The 20,645-nt window shown below is 54.4% G+C and carries 11 protein-coding genes; 8 read left to right on the top strand and 3 right to left on the bottom strand.

Annotated elements, in window-relative coordinates; genetic code table 11:
* Window positions 1-26 precede the first annotated feature (26 nt).
* A complete protein-coding gene (locus KM934_RS01600) occupies window positions 27-902 on the top strand; it encodes a carbohydrate kinase family protein (RefSeq protein WP_215758861.1) in 876 nt (291 codons plus the stop codon).
* A 198-nt stretch (window positions 903-1,100) separates the two neighbouring features.
* Here KM934_RS01600 and KM934_RS01605 read toward each other — a convergent pair whose 3' ends face one another.
* Window positions 1,101-1,997 carry a Cbp1 family collagen-binding glycoprotein adhesin gene (locus KM934_RS01605; RefSeq protein WP_215758862.1) on the bottom strand — a complete coding sequence of 299 codons (897 nt, stop codon included), beginning with the start codon at window positions 1,995-1,997 and terminating at the stop codon, window positions 1,101-1,103.
* Between the two features lie 268 nt (window positions 1,998-2,265).
* Between KM934_RS01605 and KM934_RS01610 the strand changes: the two genes are divergently transcribed.
* Window positions 2,266-3,204, top strand: a complete 939-nt coding sequence (locus tag KM934_RS01610; RefSeq protein WP_252344844.1) for a glycosyltransferase family 2 protein — start codon at window positions 2,266-2,268, stop codon at window positions 3,202-3,204.
* A 482-nt stretch (window positions 3,205-3,686) separates the two neighbouring features.
* Here the strand turns inward: KM934_RS01610 and KM934_RS01615 are convergent, their stop codons facing one another.
* The gene (locus KM934_RS01615) at window positions 3,687-4,832 is read right to left on the bottom strand and encodes a dTDP-glucose 4,6-dehydratase (RefSeq protein ID WP_215758863.1); all 1,146 of its coding nucleotides are present in this window, start codon (window positions 4,830-4,832) and stop codon (window positions 3,687-3,689) included.
* Window positions 4,833-5,110: 278 nt separating this feature from the next.
* Between KM934_RS01615 and fmt the strand changes: the two genes are divergently transcribed.
* A complete protein-coding gene (fmt, locus tag KM934_RS01620) occupies window positions 5,111-6,076 on the top strand; it encodes a methionyl-tRNA formyltransferase (RefSeq protein WP_215758864.1) in 966 nt (321 codons plus the stop codon).
* Window positions 6,077-6,197: 121 nt separating this feature from the next.
* Here the strand turns inward: fmt and KM934_RS01625 are convergent, their stop codons facing one another.
* A complete protein-coding gene (locus KM934_RS01625) occupies window positions 6,198-8,624 on the bottom strand; it encodes a DUF4859 domain-containing protein (RefSeq protein ID WP_215758865.1) in 2,427 nt (808 codons plus the stop codon).
* 418 nt (window positions 8,625-9,042) lie between these two features.
* Between KM934_RS01625 and KM934_RS01630 the strand changes: the two genes are divergently transcribed.
* The 5 genes from KM934_RS01630 to KM934_RS01650 all read left to right on the top strand — a co-directional run bounded on the left by KM934_RS01630 (window position 9,043) and on the right by KM934_RS01650 (window position 20,616).
* Window positions 9,043-11,691: a fasciclin domain-containing protein gene (locus KM934_RS01630; RefSeq protein WP_252344845.1), complete on the top strand. Its 2,649-nt coding sequence runs from the start codon at window positions 9,043-9,045 to the stop codon at window positions 11,689-11,691.
* A 3-nt stretch (window positions 11,692-11,694) separates the two neighbouring features.
* Window positions 11,695-15,015 carry a SusC/RagA family TonB-linked outer membrane protein gene (locus KM934_RS01635; protein ID WP_215758866.1) on the top strand — a complete coding sequence of 1,107 codons (3,321 nt, stop codon included), beginning with the start codon at window positions 11,695-11,697 and terminating at the stop codon, window positions 15,013-15,015.
* Window positions 15,016-15,081: 66 nt separating this feature from the next.
* On the top strand, window positions 15,082-16,827 hold the full coding sequence (locus KM934_RS01640; RefSeq protein WP_215758867.1) for a RagB/SusD family nutrient uptake outer membrane protein: 1,746 nt from the start codon (window positions 15,082-15,084) through the stop codon (window positions 16,825-16,827).
* 12 nt (window positions 16,828-16,839) lie between these two features.
* The gene (locus KM934_RS01645; RefSeq protein WP_215758868.1) at window positions 16,840-18,891 is read left to right on the top strand and encodes a fasciclin domain-containing protein; all 2,052 of its coding nucleotides are present in this window, start codon (window positions 16,840-16,842) and stop codon (window positions 18,889-18,891) included.
* Window positions 18,892-18,936: 45 nt separating this feature from the next.
* On the top strand, window positions 18,937-20,616 hold the full coding sequence (locus KM934_RS01650) for a hypothetical protein (RefSeq protein ID WP_215758869.1): 1,680 nt from the start codon (window positions 18,937-18,939) through the stop codon (window positions 20,614-20,616).
* The last annotated feature ends 29 nt before the right edge of the window (window positions 20,617-20,645 follow it).

Here is a 20,645-nt window from a genome sequence, read left to right on the forward strand (position 1 = left end):
CTAATATAACTAAAAATCATAACGTCATGAAAGATAAATATGTAGTGGGACTGGGCGAAGCACTGTGGGACGTGCTTCCCGATGGTAGAAAACTGGGCGGCGCCCCAGCCAATTTCGCCTATCATGCCGGCCAGTTTGGGCTGAACGCCATTGCCGTGAGTGCGCTGGGTGAGGACAAGCTCGCCGATGAGACCATCGCCCAACTTGAGGAGAAAGGCCTGCATTATTGCATGCCTCGGGTGCCTTACCCCACGGGGACGGTGCAAGTGGAACTCGACGACGAAGGTGTTCCCACCTACGACATCAAGGAGAATGTGGCTTGGGACAACATTCCCTTCACCCCCGAGTTGCAAGCCATCGCCGAGAACACGCGTGCCGTGTGCTGGGGATCGTTGGCGCAGCGCAATGTGGTGAGCCGTCAGACAATCTATAAGTTCCTCGATGCCACGCCCAAGGATTGCATGAAGATCTTCGACATCAACCTCCGTCAGACGTTCTACACGAAGGAGGTGATCTGCCAGTCGATGAAACGTTGCAACGTGATGAAGATCAACGATGAGGAGCTCATCGTCATTGGCCGCATGTTTGGCTATCCTGGCCTCGACATTGAGAACAAGTGCTGGCTCATCCTGGGCAAGTACGACCTCGATATGTTGGTGCTCACATGTGGTGTGAACGGCAGTTATGTGTTCACCCCGGGATGCGTCTCGTTCCAGAAGACCCCCGTGGTGGAAGTGGCCGACACCGTTGGCGCCGGCGACTCGTTTACCGGTTCGTTCTGCGCCTCTATTCTTGAGGGCAAGAGCGTGGCCGAGGCCCATAAGCTCGCCGTGGAAGTGAGCGCCTTTGTCTGCACCCAGCCGGGCGCCATGCCCGATGTGAAGGCATATTTCAACTTGTAGTATTTATAATAGTCTCTGAACATCCTCCTGCCTCCTCATCTATCCATGAGTGGGCGGGGGGATGTTTGTCGATGGGCCCTAACGACGAAGGAGGTGTGGCAAGCCGTTCAACCGCTGGGTTGATGGGTTTGTCACGCCTCCTTCGTGTATGCGGCGTTGGCCTTGCGGCCGTCGCCTGTTGATGCCGCCTAAGCGGTGTTAGAGTTTCACTACGAGGTACTTGCTGACGCTCCAGAACAACTGCGTGTCCTTGATGCGCAGTGTGGTGGTGCCGTCGTCGTTGTCTTTGAGCTCATACGATCCACCCGGCATCTGCGTCATGATCTTCGGATCGTCAGAGTTGAGACGGATGTTGTTGTAGTTGCGGATGTCCACGCGTGTGAAGTTGCTGGTGTTGAGGTCAGCCACGTTCACCTTCTTCTTGGCGAGGAATCCACCCTTGATGATGCCCTTGGCCTTGAGGTCCTTGGAACTGCCAATGGCCACGAATCCCGTGTGGAGCGAAGCATCTTGCTCGGCGATGGTGGTCTTCTGTGCCTCCATGGTCTTTGTCTGTGTCTCCACGGTGCCCTTGAGCTGTGTGTTGGTGCTTGTCAGGCTGTTCACATCCTCTGTGAGCTTGGCGATGTTGGTGTTCTTCTCGTTGAGCTGCGCCTCCAGGTCGGCGATCTTCTTGTCCTTCTCATCGAGCTGGGCCTTGTAATAGGCGATGAGCTTGTTGATGCGTTGGCCGTAAGCCGACTTATTGTCCTTCACCGAAGCCTCGAGCTGTGCGATGCGCTCGCGCTGGCGCTTCAGGGTCTGCGCAAGGTCGAGCAGTTGGCTCTTCATCTTGTTCTTGTCGATGGCGCCGCCTTCCTTGTTGCCCATCTGCTGCAACATGCCCTCCTGTGCGGAGATGCTATCGAGGCCAGCCGACATGACATTCACAAACTCAGCCATCTGGCGGATATCCTCCTGGTGGAGGCTGTCACTCATACTCAGGGAGTCGAGCTGTGATTGCAGAGCATCCGTTTTACCATTGCCGCAGCTGCTGACAGTTGCGGTTAGGGCAAGGCCGAAGAGGCCCGCGAGAATCATTTTCTTCATTTTCATAATTGTTGCCTTATGTAGTTTAACGTTGCAAAAATATGAATTAATCGCGCTATTGGTACTATTATCGCGTTTATTTATCGTTTTTTATGATTTATCCGTATTTTGTAACGAAAAAATGGCGTTTTTCCATCATATTTATCCAATAATCGTTTGGCTAATCGAACAAACGCCCTTAATTTTGCAGTTGTAACGCTCCGTATGCGCTACCTTGGTGCCACAGCGCAGGCGTAGTCTGTGTATCGCTGCTCCAAAATCCATCCTTATGCCCATGAACGAGAACATTTTGCTGTCGGTTGTCATTCCCATTTATAATGTGGAGCGCACGCTTGCCCGCTGTGTGGAGAGCGTGTTGGGCCAGCATGTGGAGGGCATGGAGCTCATCCTGGTTGACGATGGCTCCACCGACCGCTCGGCGCTTGTGGCCAACCGCTACCAAAACCGGCCCCATGTGACCCTCATCCACAAGGCCAATGGCGGACTGTCCGACGCTCGCAACGAGGGATTGTACTACGCCAAGGGCCGTTATGTGACGTTTGTCGACTCCGACGACTACCTCTTGCCCGACACCTACGCGCCCCTGATGGCCATGCTCGAGGCCCATCCGGAGTACGACATCCTCGAATATTCGTTTGTGAGAGAAACCTCGTGCGGTTGGAAGACCATCAAACTTCCTGAGCGCGAATACACCCATATTGGCGATTATTGGTTGGGCTGCCGTGGCTATGAGCATACCTACGCGTGGAACAAGATTTACCGTCGTTCGCTGTTCGACGGCACACCATGGGCCAAGGGTCGCCTGTTTGAGGACGTTTATGCCATGGGCGGCCTGTTGCCGAAGGTCCACACGCTTCGCACCACGAGCCGCGGCACTTACCGCTATACCTATAATCCATCGGGCATCACCGTCAAGGCCGACGCGTGTGGGTGGCGCGATCTGCTGCAAGGCCATCTGCGCATGTTGCACAACTATGACTTTCGGGGTCACGCAGACTTCGCACGTTATTATGCCACGCTGCTCAATATCCAACTGACGACCTTCGAACTCTCGGGTGACGAGCATGATATTGTGCTGCCCAGCCTGCCTTATCGTCACACGTGGAAGCTCTGCATGCTGCATCTCTTGGGCATGCGACGTCTGTGCCTGCTCCATCGCCAAGCCAAGCGCTGCCTGCAAGTGGTAAGCAGAGCAATCCATGAGGTCAACTAACGGCATCGTCCCTCATGGGCCATTGGCCACGAGGCTCGGCGAAGCCTAACCCAATGTGAGGAGGAGACATCGAAATCATAAATAGAAAAACGATTCAGCTATTCCAACTTGAATGGCTGAATCGTTTTGCATTATCCCAAATCGGTCATTAGATTTTAATTCTTGTTAGCGTTTGTTTCGAGCAGGTTGCGACAGGCGCGGTGAAGCCATAGCGGGCTATGGCGAGACGCGACTGGAAGCAAGATGCCGAAAGAAACGCTGACAAGAGTTGAAAAGAATCCATAAGATCCTAACCATTCACCTGTTTCGGTCTAACGACCGATTTGGGTTTATGCTTGGGCCGATAAGCATAAAGAGCATGACAGGCTTGCTGGGCGTCTTGCCCCATAAGTCTATCATGCCCATAAAAATTTTTGCCTATAAAGCCAAGCTCATGGCGGCCTTGGGGGCGTTGCCCCGGCTTTCGGTCCTTGGCTTGGTTTTTATCGCTTGCTGTACATTTCCTCGTAGTAGCGCTGGTAGTTGCCCGAGGTAACGTTGTCGAGCCAGTCTTGGTTGTCGAGATACCAGCGAACGGTCTTTTCGATGCCCTCCTCAAACTGCAGGCTGGGCTCCCATCCGAGCTCACGCTGGAGCTTGCGGCTGTCGATGGCGTAGCGCATGTCGTGGCCCTTGCGGTCGGTGACGTGCGTGATGAGGTTCATGTCCTCGCCCTCGGCGCGCCCGAGCAGGCGGTCGGTGGTGTTGATGAGCACCTTCACGATGTCGATGTTCTTCCACTCGTTGAAACCACCGATATTGTAGGTGTCGGCCACCTTGCCCTCATGGAAGATGAGGTCGATGGCGCGTGCGTGGTCTACCACATAGAGCCAGTCGCGCACGTTGAGGCCCTCGCCATAGACGGGCAACGGCTTGCGGTGGCGTATGTTGTTGATAAAGAGCGGAATGAGCTTCTCGGGGAACTGGTAAGGACCATAGTTGTTCGAGCAGTTGGTAACGATGGTCGGCATGCCGTAGGTGTCGTGGAAGGCGCGCACAAAATGGTCGCTCGATGCCTTCGAGGCCGAGTAGGGGCTATGGGGCTGATACTTCAGGTCCTCCGTGAAGAACTTGCTTCCGTAGGCGTGGTGGTGCTCCGATGACGCCTTTGTGGTGAACGGGCTCTCGATGCCCTCGGGGTCGGTGAGCTCCAAGGCGCCATACACCTCGTCGGTCGATATGTGGTAGAAGCGCTTGCCCTCGTAACCTTCAGGCAACGCCTCCCAAGTGGTCTTGGCGGCCTGCAGGAGCGACAAGGTGCCCATCACGTTGGTGTGAGCGAAGGTAAAGGGGTCGCGGATGGAACGGTCCACGTGGCTCTCGGCGGCGAGGTGGATGATGCCGTCGATGTGGTGCTGCTCCATGAGCTGACGCATGGTGTCGAAGTCGCAGATGTCGGCCTTCACGAAGGTGTAGTTGGGTTGGTTCTCAATGTCCTTCAGGTTGGCGAGGTTGCCAGCGTAAGTCAACTTGTCGACGTTGATGATGTGGTAGTCGGGGTATTTGTTGACGAAGAGGCGCACTACGTGTGAGCCGATGAATCCGGCGCCGCCGGTAATCATGATGTTGCGCTTAAACTGTTGTTCCATGTCGTTGTGTCATTATGGATGAATAAATGTGCCGCTCCTAATGGCCTTGTTGTCGCTTGGATCGCTTCGTGCCCATAGGATCAACGGTGCAAAGGTATGAATTATTTATGAGATAAAGAGTTACAAAGCCTATACTTTTCGTTAAAGTGGCGAAAATGGTGCCTGTTCGTGGCCTTAAAATTTGTGGGAGTGCGAAAAATACCCGAAATTTGCAGGTCGAAAGGCAGCATGGCTGTGCCTTTCGACCGAGAGAATGACCCTGTAACACATAGAAAACAATGGATAAGAAAGACTTAAGAATCATCTTCATGGGTACCCCCGAGTTTGCCGTGGGCACTCTGAGCCGCCTGGTGGAAGGCGGCTATAACGTGGTGGCTGTGGTTACGCAGCCCGACAAACCCGTAGGTCGTCACCAAGACCATCTGCAGCCCAGCGAGGTGAAGCAGTATGCCCAGGCCCACAACCTGCCCGTGTTGCAGCCCGTGAAGATGAAAGACCCCGACTTCCTGGCCGAGCTCGAGAGCTATCACGCCGATTTGCAGGTGGTTGTGGCGTTCCGCATGTTGCCCGAGGTGGTGTGGTCGATGCCCCGCTTTGGCACGTTCAACGTGCATGCCGCCCTGCTGCCCCAGTATCGTGGTGCCGCCCCCATCAACTGGGCCGTCATCAACGGTGAGACCGAGACCGGCGTAACCACCTTCTTCCTGGACAAGGACATCGACACCGGTCGCATCATTCTCAGCAAGACGTTTGCCATCCCCGACGACGCCAACGTGGAGTATGTTTACGATGGGCTGATGGCCCTGGGCGCCGATGCCGCCGTTGAAACCGTCGACGTCATGCTCCAGGGCAATGGTGAGGTGCCGTCGATGGACCAGGCGCCGTTGGCCGAGGGCACGGAACTGAAGCCCGCCCCTAAGATCTTTAAGGAGACCTGCCAGATAGCGTGGAACCAGCCCGCCAAGCGCGTCTACGATTTTGTTCGCGGCCTGTCGCCCTATCCCGGCTCATGGACCACGCTCGCTCCCAGTGGCGCGGTGCTCAAGGTGTATGGCGCCGCCAAGACTGGCGAGGCCACCCAGGAGGCGCCCGGCACCATCAGCGTGAGCGGCCACCGCTTGCTTGTGGCCACCGCCGACGAGTGGTTGGAGCTCAAGGAGGTGCAGATGGCTGGCAAGAAACGCATGCCCGCCAACGCCTTCCTCAATGGCAACAGAGCCATCGAGGAGAGCGTGTGCCAGTAAGAAATGCGCTGAATACACAGTAGTAAGCTAAAACGCCCCCGCGAACACGGTTGTTCGTGGGGGCGTTTTCTTAGTTATTGGCGAGCGGAAAGCCGCTCGCCGTATATTGGTCGTTTTGTTTTTACTTCACCATATACTTCTTGCCGTTCATGATGTAGAGGCCGTGAGCGGGCTTGCTGATCTGGCGACCGCTGAGGTCGTAGATCTTGCCGTCGTTCTTGGCGTTCACCTTGATGTTGTTTACGCCAGTGGCGTAGCCGTCGGGTGACATGAAGGTGATGTTGACAACATAGAGCTTGGTCTGCTCGTTCTCGTCGGTCACCTTGAAGCCGATGGTGGCGGGGATAGAGAAGTTCTCGCCCAGTTCCTCGTAGTTGTTGGCGAAGGTGATGAACTTCGTGTAGTCCTCAGAGATGTTGAGGCCGAATATGCCACCCTCATTGTTGCATGCGCCGCTCTTGTCGAACATCAGACCTGCGTTGACAGGATCCACACCGTTGCTGTAGATGCCGCTGGCTGTCATGCCCACGAGCGGATAGTTGGCGAACAGCGTGTTGACGTCGGTGCCAAGAGCCTCGGCCACAGGGGCGAAGTCGAAATCGACCTCCTGGTCAATGTCGCCTACAGGCAGCATGATGTCGGTGGTGCCAACCACTGTGATGTTCTCGATCTTGCTCACAACCTGATAGTTGAGCGTAACGGTCACCATCTTGCCATTCTCCTCATTGACGAGGAAGAACTGACCAGAGTAAGCTGTTCCGGCGGGATCGGCGGCAAACTGCATGGCGTAGAATTTCACCTTGTTGTCCTCGGTCTTGATGTACATACCCCAAGGCGACTGCTCGTCAGACACCCAACCGCGTGACTTACCGTCCTTGTCGACCCAGAAGCCCGGTGTGGGGTTCATGTTGTAGATCTTGGTGTAGATCATGCTCTCGGGATAGGTGTCGGGTTGAGCCTTGCGCAATGTGTCGGAGATGAGTGCGTAGAGCGTGGGATCGGTGGTGCCGATGGCAGCGTTGATGTCGTCGACAGAGATACCGCAATCGACGGTAGACCACTCATAGTTGCCGGGCAGGGCCTGGATGTTCAGCGTTCTGTTGAGCACGCTCTCGAAGCCTTGTTGGTCCACCTCCTTGCTCTTGTTGATGGCCAGGATCACGGTCAGGCGGTAATACTTCTCGCCAGCTACGAAATAAAGGTTGGTGCGGGCGGTGTCCTCGCTATGTGTAGCGTCGGGATACTGACCCACGTGGATGTCGCTGAAGTTGTTTTGAGTGGCAGGCTCAACAAACCAGTAAGCGCCAGTGCCCCAACCGGTGATGGTACCGCCCTGTGTGAGCCAGAAGCCACCGTTGTTGGCTGTAGCGTTGGATGAGAGGCTGCCATTGCTGTCCATGGCCTGCATGCTGATGTTACTGGCGTCGACGCCAAGCGCAGCAGCGATGACCTCCATGTTCGGATGGATGCTGGTGTATGAGTAGTCGGTTTTGATGTCCTGGTTGACGGTGATTGTAGATTCGCCCACCATGGTCATGTCCTCGATGCCGTTGTAGGGAGCCTCAACGATGTTCACCGTGTAAGTCACCTTGTATGCCTTGCTGCCATACACGAGATAGATGTCTACGTAAGGCTTGTCGCCCACCTTCAAGACGTTGGGATACTGGCCAATGGTGCAGCTCAGCGTGTCGTTGTCAGCATTGTAGGCCAGTTTCTGCAGATAGAGGTTGTCGGTGTTTTCGTAACCGTTGTTACCGCAAGCCCAAAGGGGGTCGCCTGTGGAGCTAAGTGCGCGCTTCATCCATCCGTCGTTGGTGGTGTAAACCACCAGTGAGTCGGTCATGATGCCGTAGGTGGCATCGAGGCGCGGCATGTGGGCAATCTTGTTTATGATGAAAGGAAGTTCATCCTTGTCGCAGCCCAACTTGTTGGCTACGTCGTTGAGTTTCACATACACGTTGTCGGTGTCGTAGCCTGTGCGCGGATACTGCTCGATGCTAACGCTCGACTCGCCCACGATCTGAAGCTTCGAGATAGCCAGCTCGGGAGCGGGAACCTCGGGCACATACACGCGGTATGCGATGTCGAAGGTAACGGTCTTTTCGCCCACTACGAGCGCGGCCTTCACGTTCAGGTCGGTGGTAACCGTAAACAGGCTGGGCTTTTGGCCTACATAAACGTTGAAGATGTTGTTCTCCTCGTCGAAGTTCTGGCCAACGAACCAGGCACCATCGGCGAAGGCGCAAACCTGACCCGTCTGGGTGAGCCAGAACTCACCTGTGTTACCAGTGTAACCGTTGACGGTTCCGGTAGAGTCGATAACAGCAAACACCTTGGTATTTGCCATGTCTGACAGTTGGGCCACGAGGGTGGCGGTGTCGGTGCCGAGAGCCTCGGCCACGTCTGTCAACTTAAACTGAGCGCCGACGTTCGACCAATCGGTCGTCGGGCCTTGCTTCAGCGAAGCCGAGAACTGTGCGCTGGCGTTGAGGCCAAAGAGGCACATCACGACTAAAAGAAGCTGTCTGATAGAAGTAGACATTTTCATAAGCAGTGCTTTTTTTAAGTGATAGTTATTAAATTGTTTAGTTTTGTTTTTTTAGGATATTTGGGTTTTAGTCTCTGGTTTTCACCTTGTAGTTTTTGCTGTCGCTCATGGCGCTTCTTGGGCGCCGGCCATCATTGGTTGGCCAATCGACACCGCAAATGTAGTGAAAATCGTGGCGGATAACAAGCAAATACATCGAAAAAACTGGTAAAACGACTATATTTGCATCCTTTGGACGATTTTTGCAGACGTTTTCAGGTCGAAACAAAGTTTAAGTGTTAAAAGACCATTTTTTATTAAAATTCACTTGGTGGAATCATCCTTTTAATATATCTTTGCAATTGAACTAAAGCCACTTTTGTGGCATCTACGCTTAAAACCGCATCTACGAATAAAACAAATTCCTAAAATATCTACAATGAAACATCTAAAATCCACGCGCAAGGCACTAACGGCCGCCACAGCCCTGTTGATGGCAGCCGGAGCCACGATGTTGCAGTCGTGCGACAAGGATGTCCTCACCGGGCAGCCGTCATGGTTGGGCAACTCCATCTATGACCAGCTCAAGGAAGAGGGCAACTACTCGTACACGTTGCGACTCATCGACGACCTCGGACAGACCGCCGTGCTCAGCCAAACTGGTAGTAAGACCCTGTTTGCTGCCGACGACGATGCCTTCAACCAATGGTTCCAAACCAACAGTTGGGGAGTGAAGAAGTATGAGGACCTCACGCAGGCCCAGAAGAAGCTTATCTTCAACTCCTCGATGGTCAACAACGCCTACCTCATCGAGTTGTTGAGCAACGTTAGCGGCAACCCACCCGAGGAGGGCATGTGCATGCGCCGTGAGTCGGCCGTGTCGGTGTTCGACTCGGTGGCACGCATCTATCCCGACCAGATGCCCAACACCGCCTACTGGCAGAAGTACAAGGATCACAAGAACGGCATCGTGCTGCTTCGCGACAACACGTCGAAGCCCATGATCCACTTCCTGCCCGCCTACATGAAGCACAACAAGATTACCGACAGCGACCTGGCCACACTCACCAATGGCGAGTCGAACTCTGTCAGCGACGCGTGGGTGAACGGAAAGAAAATCGTGGATCGCGACATCACCTGCAAGAACGGTTATATACATAAGGTGGAAGGCGTGATGACCTCTGCCGACAACATGGCCGACATTGTGGCCTCGCACGCCAACATGAAGACCTTCAACTACCTGTTGGGGCGCTTCTCGGCACCTTATTATGACGATGCCGCCACCAAGGAGTACAACCGTTTGTATAACAACACCGACTCCGTGTTTGTGTTGCGCCACTTCGCATCGACCGCCAACACGGGCAACTACGGTGCGGCAACCTCGGGCGAACTGGCACATGATCCCGATGGACAGGCCGTCGACGCCAAGTTGCTCTACGACCCCACATGGAACCAATACATCTACAGCAACACCTCGGGCTACGACCTCCACTATGACGCTGGAGCCATGCTCGTGCCTTCCGACAAGGCCTTCAACACCTGGTGGAACGCCGATGGCAAGGTGCTGCAGGATATGTATGGCTCATGGGACAAGGTGCCTATGAACGTGCTCGTGAAGCTCATGAACATCAACATGATCAACACGTTCTCGGAGACCGTGCCCTCGAAGTTCAAGAATATCGTGGACAACACCACCAAGGTGAGCCTCGGACTGACCACAGCCGATGTGGACAGTTGCTTCATGGGCTGTAACGGTGTGGTCTATTTATTAAATAAGGTGTATACGCCTGCCGATTATCGCTCGGTGAGCTTCCCCGCACTGATCAACTCCAATGGAGCCGACGGCATCATGAGCGTTATCTATTGGGGTATCGACAACCTCAACTTTGAGCCCTACCTCAACTCCATGGACTCATACTACAGCCTCATTATCCCCACCAACAAGGCCATGCTGACCTATGTGGACCCGTGCTCATACGGAACGAGCCGCACCAAGCTCTATCGTTTCACCTACAACAACCAGCGTAAGACCGTGGTGGCCAACCGCTACGACTATGACCTGGCGACAGGAGTCGTCGACGAGGCGTCGAAAGACTCGGTGACCAACGCAGACCAGGTGAAGGACCGCTTGGAGGACCTTATCGACAACCTCATCGTTGTGGGCAATGTGGAGGACGGCCACACCTATTATAAGACAAAGGGCGGATCGCCCATCATCGTGCGCCACGCCGGCAAGGTTGGTCAGATGACCGTCAACGGTGCCCTCCAGCAGGAGACCGGTACCCATGTGGTGGTGTCGCAGATCTACGACCAGAGTGCCGCCGGTAACGGTAAGGCATACGTCGTGGAGAACGCAATGCCCCTCTCCAGCCAGCGCAGCACGTTCAGCATCCTTAACGACTACGACAACTTCAGCGTGTTCACCTCGCTGCTCCGTGGTTCGTCGCTCCTCGCCACACGTACGCTCGGACAATATGACGCCGTGACCGGTGAGCGCAACATCAACGTGTTCGACAACTACAACTACACCGTCTACGTGCCTGCCAATGCTACCGTGCAGAAACTCATCGACGAGGGTTACATGCCCACATGGGAAGATGTGGACGCCCTGACGGCCGACGATTTCGGCGGCGACCGCAAGGCCCTGCAGACAGCGCAGACCACACTGACCAACATCATCAACAACTTCCTGCGCTACCACATCCAGGACAACAGCGTCTTCATTGGTGGAACACCGCAGAACAACGTGCGTTACGAGTCGTCGAAGATCAATCCCGCCAACAAGCGCTACTTCTCCATCACTGTCAACGCCAACGACGACAAGATGACCGTCGAGGACCAGTTGGGCAACAAGCGCAACGTGCTGAAGACCGACGGACTCTACAACATCATCGGACGCGAGTACTGGCTGCAGAACCGCGACAGGGTAACGACCAACCAGATCTACCAGGCCTCAGACGTTGTGGTGCACCAGATCGACGGACCGCTCTTCTACGATCACGACCAGCTCAAGCCCTGGCGTGAGGTTATCGGACTGACAACCACCGCAGCCAAACGACACAACCACGCTAAAGCAAGGAGGAGATAAGCCATGAAACACTACTTAAAATATATCATGCTGACACTGCTCTGCATTGTTTCCATGCAGGCATCAGCCCAGCAGATCACATCGGTACACGGTTCCGTCCTTGATGAGTTTGGACCGGTCATGGGTGCCGCCGTCTGCGAAATCGACGCCACAGGGCGTATCATCGAGTCGACGACGACCGATGTCAACGGAAACTACTCCATGAAGGTGAGCAACCCCACCAAGAACAAGTTGCGCATCAGCTTCGTGGGAACATTGGCACAGACGCTGCCTTTCACCAGCGACGAGATCAACGTAACGCTGAAGAACCAGAACACCTTGAAGGAGGTGACCGTCGTGGCCAAGAAACGCCTCTCGGGAGGTGGACTCGCCATCCCGGAGCGAGAAATATCTTATTCTACACAGACCATCTCGACCAAGGAGTTTGAGGGACTTGGCATGAACACCATCGACGAGGCCCTGCAGGGACGTATCGCCGGACTCGACATCGTGTCGGTAAGCGGTAACCTCGGCGCAGGAACCACCATGCGCCTGCGTGGTGCGTCGACCGTGTCGTCGCTCACCTCATCAAACCCCCTCATCGTCGTCAACGGAAACACGTGGAACGTTGACATGAGCAACTTCGATGTCAACTCGGCCAACGACGAGCAGTTTGCACAGCTTCTCAACATCAACCCCGAGGATATTGAGTCGATCACCGTATTGAAAGACGCCGCCGCAACAGCCATCTATGGTTCGCAGGGTGCCAACGGTGTGATTCAGCTCGTCACCAAACGTGGTAGCAAGGGTAAGCCCCGCGTGAGCTACTCGCTCCGCCTCACAGGAACCTATCAGCCAAAGGGTTACAAGCTCCTCAGCGGTGACGACTACACCATGCTGCTCAAGGAGGCATACTTCAACCCGCAGCAGAACGACGGTACGGCCAACATCCGTGAGCTCAACTACGACCCCACGTTCTCGGAGTATGAGCAGTATAACAACAACACCGACTGGCGCGACGCCGTCACGCAGATCGGTTTGCGTCAGAACCACTTCCTCTCCATCACCGGTGGTGGTGAGAAGGCTACGTTCCGTATCTCTGGCGGTTTCGACAATGAGACCGGTTCGGTCATACAGCAGAAGCTCAACCGCTTCTCTACACGTGTGGCTCTCGACTACTATGTGAGCGATCGCATCAAGATTGCCACCAACTTCTCGCTGACCTACACCAAGAACAAGCGCAACTACGACGACCTCCTCTCTATCGCCAACCGCAAGATGCCTAACATGAGCATCTATGAGCAGGATGCCTATGGACGCAACACAAGCACCTATTATGAGATGCTGCAGAGCGCCTCGTCGGTGTTCAACGACGACCAGAAGAAACTCGTCAACCCTGTGGCCTCGGCCAACCTGGCCAAGAACGACCAGCGCACCTACGACATCACACCTGAGTTCCAGATGGACTACAAGCTCCTCGGTCTCGACGATGAGAGCTGGCGCCTCGATTACCAAGGCCGCGTCTACATGAACATCTTCAACGACTATGTGGATAAGTTCTATCCCCAGGAGCTGGTCACCGTGGCTTGGAACAGCGGTGTGAACGCTGCCTATACAGGCTCAAGAAAGAGTGTGGCTTTCAACACCAAGCACACGTTGACCCTCATTCCCCATTTCACCAACAAGGATCACTCGTTGATGATGATGGGCCGCTTTGAGCTTACCTCTGGTAGCTCTAACAACCAGGGAACCGATTCTAACATGTTGCCCTCGGGCGGCATAACCTCGCCCGACGCAGGTGGTGTGACGCGCGGTCTTACCTCAGGCTACAGCCAGTGGCGCTCGATGTACTACACGTTCTCTACCCACTATGCTTACAAGGGCCGTTACATGGCCGACTTCTCTCTCCGTATGGACGGTACCACTAAGTTTGGTCCCGATCGTCGATGGGGCTACTTCCCCGCTGTTTCACTCCGTTGGAACATCATCGACGAGCCTTGGATGGAAAACGCACGCAAGTGGCTCTCTATGCTCAGCATCCGTCCCAGCTGGGGACGCGTGGGTAACCAGCCCGGCAGCGACTACCTCTATAAGAGTCGCTATGGCACCACAAGCGGCTACATTGGCAACAGCGCCATGACTCCGCTCAACATCCGTCTGACCGACCTGCGCTGGGAGACCGTTTCTACCTACGACGTGGGTATGGACGTCCACTTCTTTAACGACAAGTTGAACCTCATGCTCGACTGGTATCAGTCGACCACAAAGGATATGTTGATGTCGAACATCCGCATCCCCTCTAACTCAGGTTACGCCACATTGGCCACAGGTAACGTTGGCTCAATGCGCAACACGGGTTGGGAGTTTAACATCGACACCAACCGCCTCATCGAGGCCGGCAAGTTCTATATGGACATCAACGCCTCATTCGGTAACAACCGCAACGAGATCCTTACCATGGACGAGTCGGTGCTGAAGTCGCTCAACAGCGAGTTCAACTACGCCAACCGTGAGGTGCTGCAGCGCGTGCAGATCGGTAACCCCTTCGGCGCCATCTACGGCTTCCGTTACAAGGGCGTATACGAGTATCAGTATGAGACCTATAAGAATATGTCGGCTGAGGAGCGCCAGGCATTCGACGCCGCCGGTCACACCGCACCTGTGGCACGCAACGCCGAGGGTAAGGTGATTCTCGACGACGCCGGCGACCCCATCCAGATGGTTTACAACTATTCGAACCTGGCTTCGGGCAATCCCTATAAGTTCAAGGGTGGCGACGCCATGTATGAGGATGTGAACAACGATGGTAACATCAATGCGCTCGATATCGTTTACCTCGGTTCATCACTGCCGAAGTTGACTGGTGGATTTGGCTTCACCTTCAATTACAATGGTTGGAAGCTCAACACGCAGTTCACCTATCGTGTGGGCAACAAGATCCTGAACCTCGCACGTCTCGACGCTGAGGCCATGACCAACAACAACAACCAGAGCGAGGCCGTGAACTACCGTTGGCGTAAGGAAGGCGACGTTACCACCATCCCGCGCGCCATGTATGGTGCCACCTCTAACTATAATACGCTTATCAGCGACCGCTTTGTGGAGTCGGGATCATTCCTCCGTCTCAACTACCTGCAGTTGTCGTACGGTTTCAAGAAGAAGATGCTCCAGACGCTCGGGCTCAAGGGCTTGCGCTTCTACGTCAGCGCCAACAATCTCTTCATCCTGACTAAGTACACGGGTGTCGACCCAGAGATTGGCTATGGAAGCTATGGCGCAGCCACCGACAGCGGACAGACACCGCGCTCGCGTTCGTACACGCTCGGTATCACCGTCGACTTCTAATCAGTGCAGGCGACAAAACAAAGATTTACGATCAAACAAAGGTTAATGATCCAAACAATCAATCTTATGAATAAAACATTTCATCATATATGGAGCAAGGCTTGGGTAGCCATTCTTGCCCTCGCCATGACATCCTGTTCCGACTTCCTTGAGGTGGATCCGCTCAACGATATCACCCTGGAGAAGTTTTGGAACGAGAAGAACGACGTAGACAACGTCGTCAACGGATGCTACAGCGCCCTGCAGTCGCAGGCTTGCATCTCGCGTCTGATGTGTTGGGGTGAGTTCCGTTCCGACAACATCCAGGGCGGTACCAACATCGACAACAACCAGGACCTCTCTAACATCCTGAAGGAGAACATCAACGCCTCTAACGGATTCACCGATTGGACCTGCATCTACAAGGTTATCAACGACTGTAACACGGTTATCTATTACGCACCGACCGTGGCCAAGAAAGACCCCAACTACACGCAGAGCGAGTTGCGCGCCACAGTGGCTGAGATGTCGGCCCTGCGCGATCTCTGCTACTTCTACCTCATCCGTACGTTCCGCAACGTGCCATTCACGAAGCAGCCGTACCTCGACGACACGCAGAAGATGGATCTTCCTGCCACACCGTTCAACGATGTGCTCGATTCGCTCATCGTCGATTTGGAGAGTGTGAAGGGCAATGCGGTGCGCAAGTATCCGCAGACCAACCGCTACTCTCAGCGCGGTCGCATCACACAGAACGCCATTTATGCCATGCTGAGCGAGATGTATCTCTGGAAGAAAGACTATCAGAACGCTGTGGCCTACGCCGACAAGGTGATCAACGCCATGACACAAGACTACCAGAACGAGCTCGATAAGAAGGGCGGCTCGGTGAGCGAGGACGAACAGATGCAAGATGGCTATCCGCTCATATCCGATCGTCTGGGCTCTACTTACGGAATGGCATTCAACTCGATCTTCGGCGACGGTAACAGCCGTGAGAGCATCTTCGAACTTATCTACATGAACGACAATAGCCAGTTAGCCAATGGTGCCGTGAGCAGCAACTACGGCAACAGCGAGACCTTCCCCGGTCTTGTCAAGCCTTCCGACTATCTTGGCGACGACTTCACCAAGGACAATCCCACGGTGTTCCTCACCAAGTACGACACACGTTACTACACGAGCCTTGAGGCACTTGGTGCTACCTCTTATGGTATTGGCAAGTACACCCAGGGAACAGGTATGGTCATGGTTACTCCTCCCACAAGCGCTACGTCGAAGGGAACAGTCAGCTATGGCTCACACTGGGCACCCAACTACTGCCACGCCAATTGGATTCTCTATCGTCTGACCGATGTTATGCTCATGAAGGCTGAGGCCCTCGTGCAACTGGTGAACAACGATGACACCACCGCCGCAGGCAAGACCGTCAACGACTCGTTGCTCCATGAGGCTTACAACATCGTGAACGTTATTAACAAGCGTTCAAACTGCTCAACCACGAAGACCGACATCAACTACGCTTCGTATGCCAGCAAGAGCCTTATGGCCGACCTCGTCATGGACGAGCGTCATCGCGAGCTCCTCTTCGAGGGCAAGCGTTGGTACGACCTCGTGCGTCGCTCACTTCGCGATGGCAACACCAGCTACCTCACCTCACAGGCTTCGAAGAAGTCGACGGGTAGCGCCGGATCGGCCTCACAGAACAAGCTGAAGCGTATCGATGCCATCTTCTGGCCGTATAACAAGAACGAGTTGCAGGTCAACAAGAACCTCCAGCAGAATCCCGCCTTCGGCAACGGTGAGAACTCAAGTTACGAAACCACCAAATAAATCATATCCATTATGAAAGCCAAGACATATAATATAATAAGGTATGGCGCAAAGACGTTGGCTGTGCTGCCGCTCTTCATTGTCGCCTTCCTCTTCACGGCTTGTTCCGACGAGCCCGACACCTCGAACTATTACACGTTCAAGGGTGAAATGATGAGCACGTACCTCAAGACCCACGAGCAGTTTAGCGACTATGCCGCTATCGTCGACCGCGCCGGTTTGATGGATCTGCTCTCAGCCTACGGTCATTACACATGCTTCGCACCGACCAACGACGCCATCCAGGCTTACCTCAAGAGCCGCGGCATGAACTCGGTGAGCGATCTCTCAGACGCCGATTGCGATACCATCGCACGCACGCACCTGGTGGAGAACATGTTCGCCACCTCTGAGATGAACGACGGTACGCTGACCACCGCCAACATGAACAAGCGTTTCATTGAGATCACACACGACTTCGATAACGATAGCAATGGCGTGGTGCGCCTCAACCGTGCTGCCAACATCATCTTCACCCTGCAAGACGACTCGGTGGAGAATGGTATCATGCAGCCCATCGATGGTGTGCTGACTTCCAGCTCACGCATGCTGCCCAACGTGCTGAAGGACAACCCCCGCATCAGCCTCTTCTATAAGGCCTTGCAGGACACGCACCTTGAGGATTCGCTTTACGCTTACATCGACGAGTCGTACGACCATACACTGTATCCGCGAGTCAAGTACACATCGCACGTCAACCAGGAGACAGCCACTGCTCCCGATGAGAAGAAATCGGGCTTCACGGCTTTCGTTCCCACCGATTCGATCCTGCGCCTGAAGTATGGCATCACTACCATGGAACAGCTCTACCAAAAGGCTTGTGAGATTTACGACGCCACATATCCTGAGGATGTCGATAAACCTTACCACTGCTTCGACTCACTGACCAACCGCAAGAACCCGCTCAACAGGCTCATTGCTTACCACATCCTCGACCGCGACGTCATCGGTTGGAACCTGCTCACACCGCGTAACGACATCGGTATCAGCACCACACAGATGAATCCCGTCGACTGGTATGAGACCATGCTGCCTCACACCATGCTGAAGTTTGAGCGTCTCACCGTTGTGCGCTATGCTGGTAATAGCGAGCTCGGACAGCGCTACGTGAACCGTCGCTACGACGACGACTACCAGATTACGGGTGCCAAGGTCAGCCAGACTGTGGAGAACGGTGTGGAGAACACAGCCCTCAATGGCCGTTACTTCTATGTCGACGACCTGTTGGCCTTCTCTGAGCAAACGCGCGACATCGTCGATGGTGTGCGTATCCGTATGGACCTGTCGACTATCTTCCCGGAGATGATGACCATGAACATTCGTCAGAATGGCGACCCGTCGCACAACGACCCAGCATACGATGAGACTGCCAAGTATGGCCGCAACTATTATTTCCCCGACGGATACCTGAAGAACGTGAAGGTGAATGGCGATTTCATCTACCGCCGTCCGCGTAACTACTACGATTCGTATGAGGGCGATGAGTTCAACATGTTTGGTAACTACGACATTACCTTCAAGATTCCGCCCGTGCCCTACGAGGGCGATTGGCAGATCCGTATGGGTTATGCGCAGGAGCCGACCCGAGGCATCGCACAGATTTACTTCGATGGCGTTCCGCAGGGCATTCCTCTCGATATGACCGTTGCGCTCAACGACCCGTCGATCCTGGGTAGCGACTGGGTAAGCAACTATGCCGGTATGACACAGGAGCAACTTGCCCGCGACCAGAAGGCCCTGAAGAACAAGGGCTACTACCGTGGCGCAGCCGGCGGATACCGCATCAATGGTGAGGGCCACCCCACGGGCTATTCAGACCGTACAGTGTTTGCCACACAGACGCAGACCTTCCGCATTGTGCTCTGCACCGTACACATCGATCCCAACAAGGACCACTTCCTGCGTTTCCGCAGCGTGTCGACCAAGATGGGTAACAACAACGAATTCATGCTCGACTACCTCGAGCTGGTTCCGAAGAGTGTCTATGGTGTCACCGACGAAGGTGAGATTGAGGACATGCTTTAATAGGCGAGCAACAGCCAACAGTAACCACAATCAAAAACAAAAACAATGAAAACTACGATCAATCATATTATGGGAAAGGCTTGGCTGGGGCTCGCTGCCCTTGCCCTGCCCCTTGCATCCTGCTCCGATTGGGACGACCACTATGATCCTTCGACGGGCGATGAGGGAAGCAAGACCACCCTTTGGCAAGCCATCTCTTCACAGAGCGAGCTGAGCAACTTCGCTCGTGTGCTGAAGGGCTGCGACTACGACCGAAACCTCTCTGGTAGCCAGACCTATACCGTCTTCGCGCTTACCAATGATGGCCTCACGGCCGATCAGGCCGACAGCCTTGTAAGTGCTTACCAGGAGCAGAAGAACAAGGGCGTGCGTGACAACGACAACACGGTGATTCGCCAGTTTGTGCAAAACCATATCTCGCTCTTCACTCAGCCTGTGTCGACGCTAACTAACGACACGCTGACCATGCTCAACGGAAAGATGGAGCCCGTCTCACCGACGGCCATCGGTAAGGAGACGTTCATCACCTCGAACGCCCTTCACACCAATGGCGTGCTCTTCACTATCGGCAAGAAGATCGATTACTTCCCCAATATCTTCGAGTATCTGGGAATCGACAACAGCATCGACAGTGCTTACCAGTTCATCAACAGCTATTCGCGTTATGAGTTTAGCGAGGCCGCCAGTGTGCCGGGTGGCATCAACGCCGACGGTCAGACAGAATATCTCGACTCAGTTGTAGTGCTCCGCAACTCGCTGTTCTCTACATTGGGTCAGATCAACTCAGAGGACTCTACCTATTGGATGCTCGTTCCCACGAACGACCAGTGGACCCGCATGGTGAACGAATATCACGACTATTTCGACTACGCCAACACCGTGAACAAACGCGACTCCATGCAGGAGGCCAACACCCGTTTGGCCATCCTCTCAGGAACCGTGTTCAGTCGCACCATCAACCCCGATGCAGCGTTTGCCGACTCGGCTGTGTCTACCCAGGCCTTTGAGTATCAGGTTCGTAAGGCAATGGATCTTGAGCCGTACAACATCTTCTATCGTCCGTTCGACGCAGGCGGTATCTTCGATGGCACCAGCGATATCGAGTGCAGTAACGGTCATGTGCGCATTGCCTCACAGTTTAATGTGCCTAAGACCAAGACCTTCTTCCGCACGGTGAAGGTCGAGGCCGAGAACATCAGCCGTCAGGACACTCTCATCGACGCTTCGCAGCCGTTGCCCATCCATCAGGTGTCGTCCGACAACCCGTTCTACGACAAGATCTCGAGCAACACTTTCGTGGATGTCATTGCTGAGAACACATCGACCAACCCCAACCACTTCCCCGTGGCGTCGATTCAGTACAGCATTCCCGACTTGCTCTCTAACGTGGGCTACGACATTTACGTCGTGTTCGCTCCCCAGCACGCCTACAATCCGTACATTCCTGAGAAGGACCTGCTGCCCAACCGTTTCCGTTGCATGCTCTATTACACCAACAAGGACAACCGTCAGCTCAACCGTCGTCTCGAGTTGAAGACCAACGATCCGATGAAGGTCGACACGGTGCAGGTGGCCAGCAACTTCAAGTTCCCCGCTTGCTCTTATGGTCTGACGCAGCCCAACGTCAAGTTGCGTATCATGAGCCAGGTGTCGCAGAGCCAGACAGCTATGTACTCTACCGACTTCCACATCGACTGTATCATTTTCAAGCCGCATGAGGATTAAGCCGCGACGTTCACACTAACAACGCTTAT

This window comes from Hallella faecis, from assembly GCF_018789675.1.
Classification (GTDB): Bacteria; Bacteroidota; Bacteroidia; order Bacteroidales; family Bacteroidaceae; genus Prevotella; species Prevotella faecis.